Consider the following 14,757-nt stretch of genomic DNA (forward strand, 5'->3'; position numbering starts at 1 on the left):
CGGAGGCGACGAGGCGGCAAGCCTGCAAGACGACGAGGCGGCGAGGCGGCGAGACGTGAACGATCGCGAAGTACAAAGTTCGTGACTCCGCCACCGGAGTTGGTGCTAGCCTCGCTCAAGGTGGACTTTTAACAACGCATCCACCGAGGCGGTGCTCCCATGGGTGACAAATCTCCGAAGGCCAAAGAGCGACAGAAGAAGCAGGACGCGGCGGAGAAGAACCAGAAGAAGGTAGCCGCGACCGCCAAGGCGTCGCCTGCTCCGGCCGCGCCTGCCAAGAAGAGCAAGTAGTCGGGCCGAGAGGCGCCGCGCTCAGCGCCCTTCACGCCCCGTCTCGACAAAGCCCCCTCTCAACCAGAGCCCCTCCTTCCTCCCGCGGCCGCGGGTGTTCCGGACGCATAGCGCGCCATCGCGGGCAAGCACCGGCCCTACGATGTCGCTCTCCACCCCATCTCTCCTCGATCGCAGAGGGCCCTCGACGCAGCTCCTCTGCGCGACCAGCCGCCCTGTGCTCTCGGCCTCTCCGCCTTCGCGTCGAGTCGCTCTCTCCGCTGCGCGCTCGGGCCGTCGCGCCTGGGCCACGCCCGCGCGCCGGCCGGATTTCCTCCGCCGGGCCTCTTCCTGGCGAAGCGACCTCGCGCTATGAGGCTCCAGCCGTGCGACCCACTCTGCTCCAGGCCGTCGCGCCGCCGCTCGCCGCGCTCGTGCTGTTGCTCGCGCTCTGGGAGGTGGTCGCCCGCGCGCTCGGCATCCCCGCCTACCTCCTGCCGCCGCCCTCGGACGTGGCCCGCGCGGGCGCAGCGGACGCCGCCACCCTGCTCGCCGGCGCCGCCACCACCGCGAAGGCCGCGCTCGCCGGCTTCTGCCTCAGCGCCGCGGTCGGCGTGCTCTCCGCCATCGCGCTCGCCTCGTCGCGCGCGCTCGAGAGGGCGCTCTATCCCTATACCGTCTTCCTGCAGACCGTCCCGATCGTCGCCATCGCCCCGCTGCTCGTGCTCTGGTGCGGCCCCGGCCTGCGCGCGGTCGCGGTCTCGGCGTTCATCGTCTCCGTGTTCCCGGTGATCGCGAACACGCTCACCGGCCTGCGCTCCGTCGAGCCCGCGCTGCGCGATCTCTTCCGGCTCTACGGCGCCCGCCGCTTCGCCATGCTCCGCAAGCTCGAGCTCCCCTCGGCGCTGCCCCACATCGTGACCGGGCTCCGGATCGCGGCGGGCCTCGCCGTCATCGGCGCCATCGTCGGGGAGTTCGTCGCCGGCTTCTCGGAGGACGCCGCCGGCCTCGGCATCCTGGTCCTCTCCGCCTACCGCCAGCTGCGCACGGATCTGCTCTTCGCCGCCGTGCTGCTCGCCTCCGCGCTCGGCCTCGCGCTCTTCGGCGCCGTCGACCTCGCCGGCAAGCGGCTCTTGCGGCGCTGGCATCCTTCGGAGATCAATCGCTGATGCACTCCCGTGACAGCCGCCGGCTGGCCCTCCAGCGCCTCGCCTCCCTCGTCGCCGTCCCCCTCTTCGCCCCCGCCTGCTCGCGCTCGTCGTCGCCCGAAGGCGACGGCCGCTCGTCGGCCCCCTCCGCTCAGGGGAGCGCGCCCGCCGCGCCCGCCCAGGGCGCGTCGGCCGCGCCTGCTCAGGCGGCGCCGGCCGCGAAGGTGAAGCTCGCGCTCAACTGGGTCCCCGAGCCCGAGTTCGGCGGCTTCTACGCGGCGCGCGAGTCGGGCGCGTTCGCGAAGGAGGGGCTCGAGGTCGAGATCCTCGGCGGCGGCGCCGGCGTGCCGGTCGTCCAGATGGTGGCCGGCGGGCAGGTGGACTTCGGCCTCTCCGGCGCCGACGAGGTGCTCACCGCCCGCGCCCGCGGGGCGGACGTGCTCCCCCTCTTCGCCGTGTTCCAGACCTCGCCGCAGGCCATCATGACCCACGAGAGCCGCGGCGCGAAGGGCATCGCCGACATCCTCTCGTCGGGCGGCACGCTCGCCATCGAGCCGGGGCTGCCTTACGCCGCGTACCTCAAGAAGAAGTACGGCTTCGACAAGGTGAAGGTCGTGCCGTACGACGGCGGCGTCGCCCGCTTCGTCGCCGACAAGGACTTCTCGCAGCAGTGCTTCATCACCGCCGAGCCGATCGCGGCCAAGCGCAAGGGGAGCGATCCCGCCGCGTTCCTCGTCGCCAGCGAGGGGTTCAACCCGTACGTGGTGGTCGTGATCACGCGCGCGGCGCTCTGGAAGGAGAACCCGGAGCGCGTCCGCGCGTTCATCCGCGCCACGCGGGAGGGTTGGCGCGGCTACCTGCACGATCCGACGCGCGCCAACGAGGTCATGGCCAAGCTGAACACGTCGATGGACGCGGAGACCTTCGTCGCCGCCGCGGAGGCGCAGCGGCCGCTCATCGAGACCCCCGAGACCAAGGAGAAGGGCCTCGGCGTGATGACCCGCGAGCGCTGGGAGACGCTCGCGAAGCAGCTCGCCGACCTCGGCGTGCTGGAGAAGGCGCCGCCGATCGACGACCTGCTCGTCGCCGCGCTCTGATCGACGCGGCAGGCGCGCCTCCCGCGCGGCGCGAGGCGAGATCTCGGCGCGCGACTTCGTCTAGAATGCGGCGCGCGCGCGTCGCGCCCCCACGGCGCCGCCGCGCCACAACGCAAGGGAAACACCGCCCTCCATGGCTTCCACGCATCGACCTCGGGCCAGCCGGCTCCCGTTCGCCTCGCTGCCCCTCGCGGCGGCGTACGTGCCCGCCGCTGTCGCCGTCGCCGCCGCCGTCGCCTCCGGCGCGTGCGGCAAGGAGTTCACGGCGCGCCCGCCCGACGCGTCGACGAGCTCGAGCACCGGCGGCGGGAGCGGCGGCAGCGGCGGCAGCGGCGGCGGGTGCCCGGGCGGGGGCGAGGTGTGCGGCGACACGTGCGTCGACACGAGGACGGACGCGGAGCACTGCGGCGCGTGCGATGTCGTGTGCTCGCCCTTCGGCGGCTCGCCGAGCTGCAACGACGGCGTCTGCCAGTCGCCGGCGTGCGAGGAGGACCGCGGCGACTGCGACAAGGACCCCGAGAACGGCTGCGAGGAGGACCTCCTCACGAGCCTCGCGCACTGCGGCAGCTGCGACAAGCCGTGCAGCGGCCAGTGCGTGCGGGGCGCCTGCGTCGTGCCGAAGCACATCTCGGCCGGCACCGATTACACCTGCGCGGCGCTCAGCGACGGCTCGGTCTGGTGCTGGGGCAGGAACACCTGGGGCAACCTCGGGGACGGCACGCAGCAGCAGGATCGGCCGATCCCGAGGCAGGTCGTCGGCCTCGGCGGCGAGGCCGCCACGGTCGCGACGAGCATCTCGTCGGCGCGCTCGCACACCTGCGCGGTGCTGACCGACGGCGCCGTGGCGTGCTGGGGCGCAGGCAACAGCGGGCAGCTCGGCGACGGCGAGGCGATGAACGCCCTCTCCCCCGTGCGCGCGAAGGAGCTCGCGGGCGCGACCCAGGTCGCCGTCGGCGGGAGCCACACCTGCGCGGTCACGACGTCGCACGATCTCTGGTGCTGGGGCGAGGGCAGCTCCGGTCAGCTCGGGTACGGGGACGAGGCCGATCAGTTCGAGCCCACCGTGGTCCTCGACGACGTGGCCTCGGTGAGCGCCGGCCTCTCGCACACCTGCGCGGGCATGATCGAGCGGATGGGCGAGCGCCGGATGAGCTGCTGGGGCCACAACGAGAGCGGTCAGCTCGGCTCCGGCAACTTCCAGCCGTCGAGCGTCCCCGTGACCATCCCCGGCCTCACCAGCGTCGCGATCACGGCCGCGGGCGCCTTGCACACGTGCGCCGCGCCGGCGACCGGCGTGGCCTCCTGCTGGGGCGAGGGCGCGCAGTTCCGCCTCGGGACAGGCACCGTGAACGTCGAGGCGGCGCCGCGCGAGATCCCGGACCTCGCGGGCGTGCTCCGGCTCTCGCTCGGCGCGAGGCACTCGGGCGCGGTGCTGGCCGACGGACAGGTGCTGCTGTGGGGCGACAACACGAAGGGGCAGCTCGGCAACGGGACGCAGGACCCGGCCTTCACCCCGCAGCCGCTCGAGCTGACCGACGTGATCGAGCTGGCCCTCGGGGCGGACCACAGCTGCGCGCTCAGGCGCACGGGCGAGATGCGCTGCTGGGGAGACAACCGGAACGGCGAGCTGGGCGACGGGACCAACGAGCCGCGGCTCGTGCCGACGCGCGTCAAGTGGCCGTCGCGGCCGTAGCGGAGGGCTCCGGACGAATCCGGCGACCGCCATGTCACAACCGGGCCCCCCCTCTCGTCTTGCCGCCGAGCCCCGGGCATCGGGGCGGGAGGCACTCATGGACGAGAGGAAGCAAGGCGGGACGAAGGTCTCCGGCCGCGCCCGGGTCGTGGTGATCGGGGGCGGGTACGCGGGCGTGGCGGCGGCGCTGCGGATCGCCGGCAAGGCGGCGCGCCGCCGCGTGCCGGTCTCGGTCGCGCTGGTGAACCCGTCGCCGCTGTTCGTCGAGCGGATCCGGCTGCACGAGCTCGCCGCCGGCAAGGCGCCTCGCCGGATCGAGCTCGCGCGGCTCCTCGGGGCGCGGGGGATCGAGCTCGTGCTCGGCCGCGCCCGCACGATCGACGCGGCGGCGCGCGCGGTCGAGGTGGAGCTCGGAGGCGGCGGCGACGCCGGGGCGGAGACGCGGCGGCTCGGCTACGACGCGCTCGTGTACGCGCCCGGCAGCGGGGCGGCGCAGGAGATCGTGCCCGGCGGCGGCGAGCACGCGCTCTCCGTGGCGGACGCCGCGAGCGCGCGCGCGCTCCACGAGCGCCTGCGCGCGGCGCCGCCCGGCGGCAGGGTGGTCGTGGTGGGCGGCGGGCTCACGGCGATCGAGACCGCGGCGGAGATCGCCGAGGCGTTCCCCGCGCTCCGCGTCGCGCTCGCGACGCGCGGGCGCGTCGGCGAGGGCCTGTCGGTCGGCGGGCGCGCGTACGTCGGCCGGGCGCTCCGCGAGCTCGGCGTCGCGCTCCACGAGGGCGTGCGCGCGGTCGCCGTCGACGCGAGCGGCCTCGCCGTCGCCGCGGAGGCGGGCGGCGTCGCCCCGGGCGCCGGCGCGGCCGAGCGCCTGGCCGCCGACATCGTCGTCCTCGCCGCGGGCTTCCGGCCGGCGGCGCTCGCCGAGAGCTCCGGGCTCGCCACCGTGGCCGGCGGGCGGCTCGCCGTCGACCGGTGGCTCCGCGCGCCCGCGCACCCGGAGATCTGGGGCGCGGGCGACGCCGCGGCCGTGCTCGACGGCGACGGCGCGCCGCTGCGCATGGGCTGCGCCACCGCCATGCCGCAGGCGGCGTACGCGGCGGACAGCGTCGTCGCCGCGCTCGCCGGCGACGCGCCGCCGCCGCCGTTCCGCTTCGCGTTCTTCATCCAGTGCATCAGCCTCGGCCGGCGGCGCGGGCTCATCCAGCGGGTCGATCCCCGCGACAGGCCGCTCGATCGGGTGATCACCGGCCGCCTGGGCGCGTGGATGAAGGAGCTCGTCTGCCGCTCCACGATCGTGGCGATCCGCCTCGAGGGGCTCCGCGCCGGCGGTCACGGCTCGCCCGGTCAGGCGCCGCGGCCGCGGGGCGCGCCGTCGCTCGGCAGCGCCGCGGCCGGCGAGCGGCTCCCGTCCGGTGCCGCCACATGAGCGCCGCCGCGGGCGTGAGCGCCGAGTGCTTCACGGCGCACCGGCGCTCCCTCTTCGGCCTCGCCTACCGGATGCTCGGCAGCGCGGCCGAGGCCGAGGACGTGGTCCAGGAGGCGTACCTGCGCGCGCGGGCCGCCGGGGAGGTGCCCGAGGCGCCGGGGCCGTACCTCGCCACGATCGTGACGCGCCTCTGCCTGGACGTGCTGAAGTCGGCGCGCGCGCGGCGCGAGGCGTATGTCGGGCCGTGGCTGCCCGAGCCCGTGCCGACCGGCGATCTGCTCGACGTCGGCGGGGCCGCGGCGGGCTACCCGGGCGAGGGCGCCGGCGCGGAGAGCCCGGCGGCGCGCATGGACCGGGTTGAGTCGATCTCGATGGCGTTCCTCGTGGTGCTCGAGAGCCTGTCGCCGCTCGAGCGCGCCGCGCTGATCCTGCGCGACGTGTTCGACTGGGAGTTCGACGCCCTCGCCGGGGCGCTCGGCCGCTCGCCTGCGGCGTGCCGGCAGCTCGTGCACCGGGCGCGCGAGCACGTGGCCGCGCGCCAGCCGCGGTTCCGCGCCACGGAGGCGGAGCGGCGGCGCCTGTTCGAGGCGTTCCTCGACGCGGCGGCGCGCGGCGACGCGGGCGCCCTCGCCGCGATGCTCGCCGAGGGCGCGAGCGTGACCCCGGACTCCGGCGGCAAGGCCAGCGCGGCGCGCCGGGTGCTGAGCGGCCGCGATCGCATCACGCGCTACCTCATCGGCCTGTGGCGGAAGGGCGCCGGCGCGATCGTCACCCGCGTCGCGTCGGTCAACGGCGCGCCTGCCCTCCTCGTTTACGAGGGCGCGCGGCTCGCGACCGCCGTCGGCCTCGACGCCTCGCCGGCCGGCATCGACGCGATCTGGCTCATGCGCAATCCCGACAAGCTGGCCCGGCTCGAGGCCGCGCTCCCGCTGCTCCCGTCGCGCGGCCTGCCCGACGCGCGCGCGTGACGCGCGCATGACAGACGCCGGCGCCTCGCGCCGAGCCCGCGCCGACGAAAGAGTGCTCGGCGCGGGTTCAATGCCAATCCGACGGCAACTAACGGCAACTAACGGCAACCAACGGCAATCTAACGGCAATCCAGCGGCATCGGCAACAGGGCGACATCCGCCTGTTACACACACGTGTCAGCACGTGGGGACACGTGGTTCAGCGGGGGCGCAAAAAAACATGAATGCAGAAGTGCGCAGACGCATTCATAATAAAGACTATAACCTAACCGCGTCGCGCCGCCGGCCTCGCCGAGAGTGCCGAGACTTCAGAGACCAAAGAAAATTATCTCGACAGCCGATTGGCTTATCGGCATATACTCCAGCCATCATGGACGCGTCTTCGTCCTGACGAGGCCGGGCCGATCGCACCTTGGCTTCTCGATCGCGTTCATCAGCGTCTCTTTCGAGCGTTCACTTCGACAACCCCGGTCCGTGAGCCACGGACCCAGGAGGGATCATGTCGCATTGTATGCAGTCAAAACTATCCCGCTCCAGCAAAACGGGGCTTGTTTGCGGCGCGCTGTCGCTCCTCTCCGTCGCATCGGCGCAGATCTCGGATCCGGCCTGGGCGATGGCGGCATGGCACGGAGAGATCAAGCCGTTCGCGACGTTCCCGACGCCTCCCGGGTTCCCTGAGGGGATCGCGGTCGATGGCAATCGGGTCTTCGTGTCTGGTCCGGCGACGTTCGGCACCGCGGGATCGGGGCCATCGAAGATCGTCGTTTACGACAGGGACAGCAAGATCCTGAAGAGCACGATCACGGTGGCGGGCGAGGCGCTCGACGCGGAGCATGCGCTCAGCTGCATCGCGGTCGACGGCCCGGGCCGCGTTTACGCGCTCAGCACGCAGCTCGGGCTGCTGCGCTTCAGGAAAACTGGACATGGATATGTCCAGGAGAGCTACGGCGATCCGCTGCCGGATCTCCCGTCGTGCGCGACGGCCTCGCCGGGAGCGGCGTGCTCGCCGGTGCCCTTCGAGACGCCGCCGATCCCGAACGACATCGTGTTCGACGAGGACGGCTACGCCTATGTGACCGACTCGCTCCAGGCGACGATCTTCCGCTATGCGCCCGGCGGCGGCGCGCCGGAGATCTGGTTCCAGAGCGCGGCGCTCGTCGGAGGGGGCCCCCAGCCGTTCGGCGTCAACGGGATCAGGCTCGATCCGCTGCGGGAGCACGTCTATTTCTCGGTCACCTTCTCCCTTTCGGATCCGAGCCTCGGGTCCATCTACCGGCTCCCCCTCGTCGACGCCCCCGAGGAGGCCGATCTGGAGCTGGTCCACGACTACGCCGCTGGCGAGGCGCCCGACGGGATCGCGTTCGGCAAGTCGGGGAAGCTCTATGTCACGCTCGCCGCGGCCAACGCGATCTCCGTGCTCGACGAGGACGGGGACGAGGTGTCGCGCATCGAGAGCTCGCCCTGGGACGAGGTGCCGCTCGACGCGCCCGCCAACGTCGCCTTCAACGACCCGGCGAAGACGCTGCTCATCGTGAACCACGCGCTCCTCACCGGGAACCCCGACAACTTCGGGGTGCTGAGGGTCTGGGTCGGCGACAAGGGAGATCCGCTGGAGAAGCCGTGGCTGCCCTGAGGCGAGGCGGGTAGCCCGCGCGGGGGCCGCCCCGCGGAGCGGGGCTCGCCGCGCCTCAGGCGAGCCCCCCGCGCCGGCGCACGATCCAGTGCGCGCCGAGGGCCGCGGCCGCCGCGAGCGTCCAGGCCCACGGGGGCAGGAGCGGCGCGACGTGGCGCTCGGCCGCCACCTGCGTCGCGGCCGGCAGCGGCAGCGAGCCGGCGTCCGGCGGGAGCACCGACGCGCCGCCCGTGGCCTTCGCGATCTCCTCCAGGCGGGCGACGTCGGGGCGCGGATCCGCCCACTCGTCGCCGCCGCGCTCGCACGCGAAGTCGCGCCGCGTTGTCGCGCCCTTCGCGTCGCCCGCGCCCTCCGCCGGGACGATCTCCACCGTGGCCGCGTAGCCGCCGGGATCGAGGCGGCCGGCCGCGAGCTCGACCGGCTCGCCGCCCTCGCCGATCCGCGCGCTCAGCGTCCGCACGACCGCGCCGCTGCCGAGGCGGGCGATCGTCACCTTGGCCTCGCCCCGCTGCCCGGCGAGCGGGCGCAGGACGAGCGTCGTCTCCTCGCCCGCGAGGCAGCCGCCGCGCGGCTCGATCGCGGCGGGCTCGAAGCGGGGGTCGCGCATGAGCCAGCCGAGCAACGCGTCCCAGAACGCGCCGTGCGCGCGGCCGGCGGAGCTCGAGGCGAACGCGCTGAAGAGCAGGCGGTGGCTGCCGTCGAGCGTCAGCGCGATCGTCCGGCCGCTCTCGTGCTCGCCCAGCGAGAGCACCGGCATCGGCGCGCCCGAGGCCGTCGTGCGGGTCGGGTGCGTCATCAGCACCGTCGCCCCGGGGAGCGGGTCGCCGACCACGTTGGTCCCCGGCATCTCGGGCATCTCGTCGCCGATCAGCGCGAGCAGCGGCGCGAGCACCGGCGCCGCGCGGCCCGCGGCGGTGATGCGCGGCACGAAGGCGCCGAGATCCACGCCGGGCGCGCTGCCGATGTCGAGATCGACCGGCAGCACGCGGGCGAGCCGCGTGCGCGCGTAGTTGCCCGGCACGAAGGCGTTCGGGCCGCCCACCATGATGAGCCCCCCGCCCTTGTCGACGTACTGGGCCAGCGCCGGCAGGTGCTTGGTCAGGCCGTACGGCTTGGCGTCGAAGTCCTGCAGGACGACCGCGTCGAAGCTCGACAGGTGCACGCTGAAGAGCTCGTCCACCGGGAAAGGGATGAGCGCGAGCTCGTCCGAGGACGCGTTCACCTCGTCGCCCGGGGTGCGCAGGATGAAGAACGCCACGACGTCGACCGAGGCGTCGGCCTTGAGCCACATCCGGAGCGCGCGCACGTCGTACGTCGGCCGGCCCGCCACGTGGAGCACCCGGATGCGATCGCGCGCGACGTCGAGCGTGACGTAGCGGACGTCGTTCTCGGGGAGCGCGTCGCCGTCCGGCGCGTCGATCGCGACCTCCAGGATGCGCGTGCCGGCGCGATCGAGCGTCACGCCGAGCTCGACCGTGCCGACGCCCCCCTCGTCGACGTGCGCCGTGCCCGTCGCGAGCGTCGTGGGCGCGCCCTGCTCGCGGAGCTCGCGCGCGACGACGGGGACCGCGTCGCACGCGAGGCCGCCGCTGCAGCCGATGTCGATGCGGAGCGAGAGCGGCTGGTGGGCGACGGCGGCGCCGGAGGTCCGGACCGCGCGCACGCTGGCGTCGCGCGGGGACTCGGTCGCCGCCGCGACCGTGTGCACCGGGACGCCGAGCCCCTCCAGCGCGGCGCGCGTCGCCGCGGCGGTGTCCTCGGGGCCGGGGCGGTCGAGGCGGCCATCCGAGACGACGACGAACGCCGACGGCCGCTCGTCGGCGGCGCGGGCGAGCGCCTCGAGCGCGGCGCTGAGGTCCGAGCGGCGCTGCGGCCGGCCTCGCGCGGCCGGCGCGGCCGGAGCGGCGGGCGCCGCCGCGCCTGCCTCCGCGCGCGGCGTCGACGCCGGCGCGGCGCCAGCGCTGCCGCCCGGCGCCGGCGCCGGCGCGGGGCCGCCGCCATCGCCGGCCTGCCCGTCGGCCGGCAGCGGCGCCCCCTCGCCGAACAGGTAGCGGGAGAGCCGGACGTCGGCGCGCTTCCCGAGCTCCGCGAGCGCTCGCTCGGCGCTGTCGCGGCGGGTCCCCGCGATGCCGGGCAGGTCCATGGACCGGGAGCCGTCGACCAGCACCACGACCTTCGGGCCGACGAGGCTCCCGCGCGACGTGACCGCGACCGGGCGGAGGATGGCGGCGAGCAGGCAGAGCACGGCGATCGCGCCCGTGAGCGCCGTGGCGAGCGCCGCGCCGCGGAGGCCGCCCGACCCCGCCGCGGTCCGGCCCCGCGCGCGGACGAGCTCGAGCACGAGCAACCCGAAGCTCAGCGCGGCGACGACGCAGGCGACGGCGACGACCGACGAGGAGAGATCGCCCGAGGGCGCGAGGCTCTGGGTCACGGCCGCTCCGGGAGCGAGGGAGCGAGAGCGGGTGAGGGCGAGGAGGGAGGCCCGCTGGGTGCGCCGGCGGCGTGGGAGCGCGACAGCGCGAGCAGCGAGTCGAGGGCGCGCGACACGGGCGGAGCCTAGTACATCGGGCCGGGGTGTCCCAGCCCGGCGCTCACATCGACGCCGGGCGCCCCAGCGCAGCGCCATCTCTGCGACCTGAGAGGCAACGTGAAACGACCCAAAGCAACCTTGCAACGCCGCAGATGCCCCGCGTAGGCTCGAATCTGGCCGATGATGCGCGAAGATCTGAGCGAGGCTGGGCGGCTTAGAGAAGAGAACGCGGAGCTCCGCGCGCGCGTCGCGGCGCTGGAGAAGGCGCTGGCAGAGCGATCCGACGGGCGCGCGCCGGACGGAACAGCGCGGAACGGCGCGCCGTCGAACGGCGCGCCGTCGAACGGCGCGCCGTCGAACGGCGCGCCGTCGAACGGCGCGGCGCTGGACGGCGCGGCATCGAACGGCGCGGCGAGCGCGGGCGACGACGCCGCGCTCGACGGCTCGCCCACGGCGGTGCCGGCGGTGATCTACTGGCGCCCGGATGGCACGGTGACGCACTGGAACGACGGCGCCGAGCGCCTCTTCGGGTGGAGCGCGCACGAGGCCCTCGGCCGCAGGCTGGCCGACCTCGTCGCCGCGGATCCCGTGTCCCCCGACGCGGTGCGGGCGTTCGATTCCCCGCGGGTGGAGAGCCGGTTCGCCGCGGCCTCGAGCGAGGCCAGGACGAGAGAGGGGCACGCGCTCCTCTGCCGGTGGACCTACGCCGTGCTGCGCGACGACCGGGGCGACGCGCGCGAGATCGCCGCGATCGTCGACGACACGAGCGACCAGCGACGGAGGGAGCGGACGGTGCACGGGCGCTACCAGATGCTCCTCCAGCTCGTGGACAACGCGCGCAGCTTCATCTTCGTCAAGGACATCGCGGGACGCTACGTCTTCGCCAACCGCGCCTATGCGCAGTCCCAGCCCGTGGAGAAGCACGTCGTCGAGTTCATCGGCAGGGACGACAGGGAGGTGCTGTTCCCCGGTATCGCGGAGGCGCTCGCGGCGAAGGAGCAAGAGGTGATGGCCGGCGGGCGGGTCATGCAGTTCGAAGAGGCGCTGCAGACCGTGAACGGTCTGCTCCACTATTTCACGGTCAAATTCCCGCTCCACGACGAGCGCGGCCGGCCGATCGGGCTCGGCGGCATCGTCACCGAGATCACGTCCCTGCGCCGCGCGGAGGCCGAGCGGGCCGCGCTGCAGGAGGAGATCATCGCCGCGCAGCAGGCCACCCTGCGGGAGCTGTCGACGCCGCTCATCCCGCTCGCCGACGGGGTGGTGGCGATGCCGCTGGTCGGGACGATCGACACCGGGCGCGCGGAGCAGATCATGGAGACGTTGCTCTCCGGCATCAGCAGCCAGGGCGCCCACACCGCGATCCTCGACATCACCGGCGTGCGCGCGGTCGACACGCACGTCGCGGACGCGCTGACGCGGACCGCGCGCGCCGCCCAGCTGCTCGGCACCCGCGTGGTGCTCACGGGCGTCCGCCCCGAGGTGGCGCAGACGCTGGTCACCCTCGGCGTGGACCTCTCCGGGATCACCACGCTGAGCACCTTGCAGAGCGGCATCGCGCACGCCATGCGCCACGCCCGGCGGTGACGGCGACCGCCTCGACCGACAGGCCGGTGAGCCGGGCGACGGTGGAGCGGTCGCGCCCGTCAGCCAGCGCGCCGGTCCGCGACGCGGCGGGATCAACCCGACCGGTTGAAAACGAGGAGCCAGGGAGGTCGCGACCAACGCCGGCGCTCGTCCGCGAGGCTCCGGTGAGGTCGTGACCTATCGCGGAGGATAAAATTATACCTGGAAGCAGGTCCCAACCAAAAGAATTGTATTTTATTATACAATTTGAGCGATCGCGACCCCGCCGTGGGCTCCCCTGGAGGCGTCGTGGTCGGTCGGGACCTCGCGGGCGGCATCGGCGCGACGGGGCGCGACGGTCCGAACCTCTCACGGATTCCGCTCGTGAATCACCCCGACCGCATCGTCCAGGCTCAGCCCTGCTGCGTGAGGTACCGCAGGAGCGCGGCCTCGTCGCTCGTGACCAGCCGCCTGACGCCGTCCTGCCTCGCATAGCGCTGGGCCTGCATCGCGCCGACGACCGTCTGCACGAGCACGCCGATCCTGCGGAAGCCCCGGAACCACCGCGGCCGGAGGCGGGTGATGGCGGCCTCGAACTCGGGATCGTTCCGGCCAGGGCCGGCGCGGATGTCGAGGAGGAGGGAGTACCGCGGACGGTCCAGCCCATCCATGTAATCGACGACCGCGCCCATCCTGGTATCGAGCTCATCGAGCGAGGCGAACGGCTTGCTGCTGCGCACGTTCCAGATGATGCCCAGCTGCGCGTCGACCAGGATCGCGTAGTAGTCGTTCTGCCAGACCAGCTTCGGCGCGGGGACGAGGCGGTCCGACATACCGGCTCAGGGCGCCCCGCGGGGCGCGGCGCGTGGTCGCGTGTCGTCGACGGCGCGGCGGCGCATCAGGAACGGCGCGTGCACCTGGTCGTCCTTGTAGTTCGAGCAGAGCACGTACATCGCGATGTTCACGGCGAGCCGGAACGCGCGCTCGCGCTGCGCCTCGCCCCCGGGCGTGACCTCGACGCTCGGACCGCCGCCGTCCGAGCGCGCCAGCGCGCCGGCGAGGTCGTGGTCGGAGAAGATCACCTGCGGCATGCCGCCGCGCACGATGGCCGAGAGCTTCTGCGGGCCCTCGACGCGGCCGACGGCGCGCGGGAGGAGATAGAAGGAACGGAAGACGACGTTCTCCGTGCCGATCGGGATGGGCGAGCCCTCCGGCAGGACGCGGGCGAGCTCGCGCCGCGCGGCGCGGCCGAACGCGCCGCTCCCCGGGGCGAAATCGTCGACGAAGAGCACGCCGCCGAGCGCGAGGAAGCGCCGCAGGCCGAAGACCTCGCGCTCGGTGAGCGGCGGGATGTCGCCCTCGCCGCCCCAGAGCGCGAACGGCTCGGCCAGGAGCGCCGGGTCGTCCGCGCGGACCGTGGTCGGGTTGCGGCGCGCCGGCGCGCTCGTCCGGCGCTCCAGCTCGAACGACCAGCGCGCCGGCGCGGTGGCGCGGACGCCCTCCCAGCGCGCGTTGCCCGTGAGCAGCGGCCGCGGGTTCCACGCCCCCTCCTCACCGAAGGCGCGCGCGGGGCGCGGCACCGCCGCGAGGAGCAGCGCCGAGACCAGCACCAGCGCCGCCGCGGCCAGGCGGCGGGGCGGCGCCGCCGCAGCCAGGCGCCGGAGCGGCGCCGCCGCGGCCAGGCGGCGGCGTGCGGAGCCGCCGGCGGCGCCGAGCTGCCGTGTCAATCGAAGTCCTCCACCCGCCATACACCCGCCTCGCGCCGGAGCTTCACCTCGTGCCCACCAGGGATCTGAACCGTCGCGGAGTCGCCCGCAATCCGGACCTCGAGGCCCTCGGGCTGGGCGAGCCCCTCGACCAGCGAGCGGAGGTCGCTCTCGATGGCGCTGCGCGTGGCCGGCGTGAGGACGCGCAGCAGGCCGGCGTAGCTGCGGCGCGCGAGGACGCGCCGCAGCTGCTCGAGCGCCTGCTCGGGCGTGCGGCCGCCCGCGGGCAGCGCGTCGGCGGCCGAGATCCGGAAGGCGCGCTCGCGGTCGTCGAGCTCCAGCGTCGCGATCTCGCCGTCCGGGTAGCGGACCCGGGCGCGGGTCTTGATCACCACCCCGGGCGCCGTGACGCTCCTGGCCTGCTCGGCGAGCTCGGCGCGCGCCTCGGCCACGCGCCGCCGCACCTCCTCGCGCGACATCGCGGTGCGGCTGCGCTCGCTCAGCATGCCGTAGATGGCGTCGGCGTCCCCCCGCGCGGCCGCGTCCGCGTAGGCCCGCACCGCCTCGTTCGGGTCGGGGAGCGAGGGCGACGCGCAGGCGAGGCCGGCGAGCGGCACGACGAGCGCGAGCAGCGTGAGGAGGGCGCGCGGCACGGGGGCGAGCCTAGTACATCGGCGGCGGCGCGTCCCAGCGCCGTGGAGGCGCGCCGGGACGCCCGCCGAG

Annotated in this window: 12 protein-coding genes; 8 read left to right on the forward strand and 4 right to left on the reverse strand. The window is 74.4% G+C overall.

The annotated features are described in order from the left end of the window. Positions 1-159: 159 nt before the first annotated feature. The 7 genes from WME98_RS05020 (at position 160) to WME98_RS05050 (ending at position 8,232) form a co-directional block, all read left to right on the forward strand. Entirely contained in the window at positions 160-291 is a 132-nt protein-coding gene (locus tag WME98_RS05020; RefSeq protein ID WP_257792738.1) for a hypothetical protein, read from the forward strand. Positions 292-656: 365 nt separating this feature from the next. Then, positions 657-1,439: an ABC transporter permease gene (locus tag WME98_RS05025; RefSeq protein WP_437332398.1), complete on the forward strand. Its 783-nt coding sequence runs from the start codon at positions 657-659 to the stop codon at positions 1,437-1,439. After that, positions 1,439-2,515, forward strand: a complete 1,077-nt coding sequence (locus WME98_RS05030; protein ID WP_437950233.1) for an ABC transporter substrate-binding protein — start codon at positions 1,439-1,441, stop codon at positions 2,513-2,515. Before WME98_RS05025 ends, WME98_RS05030 begins: the two co-directional genes overlap by 1 nt. A 133-nt stretch (positions 2,516-2,648) precedes the next feature. Then, positions 2,649-4,208 (forward strand): hypothetical protein, encoded by a 1,560-nt coding sequence (locus WME98_RS05035; RefSeq protein WP_437950234.1) that lies wholly within the window; start codon positions 2,649-2,651, stop codon positions 4,206-4,208. Between the two features lie 97 nt (positions 4,209-4,305). Continuing rightward, on the forward strand, positions 4,306-5,631 hold the full coding sequence (locus WME98_RS05040) for an NAD(P)/FAD-dependent oxidoreductase (protein ID WP_437950235.1): 1,326 nt from the start codon (positions 4,306-4,308) through the stop codon (positions 5,629-5,631). Next, complete coding sequence (gene sigJ / locus WME98_RS05045) at positions 5,628-6,599, forward strand: RNA polymerase sigma factor SigJ (protein ID WP_437950236.1); 972 nt, start codon at positions 5,628-5,630, stop codon at positions 6,597-6,599. The genes WME98_RS05040 and sigJ overlap by 4 nt, the downstream gene beginning before the upstream one ends. A gap of 511 nt (positions 6,600-7,110) precedes the next feature. Then, entirely contained in the window at positions 7,111-8,232 is a 1,122-nt protein-coding gene (locus tag WME98_RS05050) for an SMP-30/gluconolactonase/LRE family protein (protein ID WP_437950237.1), read from the forward strand. Positions 8,233-8,287: 55 nt separating this feature from the next. Here the strand turns inward: WME98_RS05050 and WME98_RS05055 are convergent, their stop codons facing one another. Continuing rightward, positions 8,288-10,663, reverse strand: coding sequence for a glutamine amidotransferase (locus tag WME98_RS05055; RefSeq protein WP_437950238.1), 2,376 nt, complete (start codon positions 10,661-10,663; stop codon positions 8,288-8,290). 279 nt (positions 10,664-10,942) lie between these two features. Here WME98_RS05055 and WME98_RS05060 point away from each other — a divergent pair, with 279 nt between their 5' ends. Further along, on the forward strand, positions 10,943-12,349 hold the full coding sequence (locus WME98_RS05060; protein ID WP_437950239.1) for a PAS domain-containing protein: 1,407 nt from the start codon (positions 10,943-10,945) through the stop codon (positions 12,347-12,349). 392 nt (positions 12,350-12,741) lie between these two features. On the opposite strand, the gene WME98_RS05065 is transcribed toward WME98_RS05060, so the two are convergent. From WME98_RS05065 to WME98_RS05075, 3 genes are read right to left on the reverse strand one after another with little or no spacing between them, the layout of a single operon-like run. Then, positions 12,742-13,161: a hypothetical protein gene (locus WME98_RS05065; RefSeq protein ID WP_437950240.1), complete on the reverse strand. Its 420-nt coding sequence runs from the start codon at positions 13,159-13,161 to the stop codon at positions 12,742-12,744. A 6-nt stretch (positions 13,162-13,167) separates the two neighbouring features. Beyond that, positions 13,168-14,055, reverse strand: coding sequence for a DUF4159 domain-containing protein (locus WME98_RS05070; protein WP_437950241.1), 888 nt, complete (start codon positions 14,053-14,055; stop codon positions 13,168-13,170). Next, positions 14,052-14,687 (reverse strand): hypothetical protein, encoded by a 636-nt coding sequence (locus WME98_RS05075; RefSeq protein WP_020738589.1) that lies wholly within the window; start codon positions 14,685-14,687, stop codon positions 14,052-14,054. The genes WME98_RS05070 and WME98_RS05075 overlap by 4 nt, the downstream gene beginning before the upstream one ends. Positions 14,688-14,757: the final 70 nt, after the last annotated feature.

Source organism: Sorangium sp. So ce296, from assembly GCF_051529605.1.
Lineage (GTDB): Bacteria > Myxococcota_A > Polyangia > Polyangiales > Polyangiaceae > Sorangium > Sorangium cellulosum_D.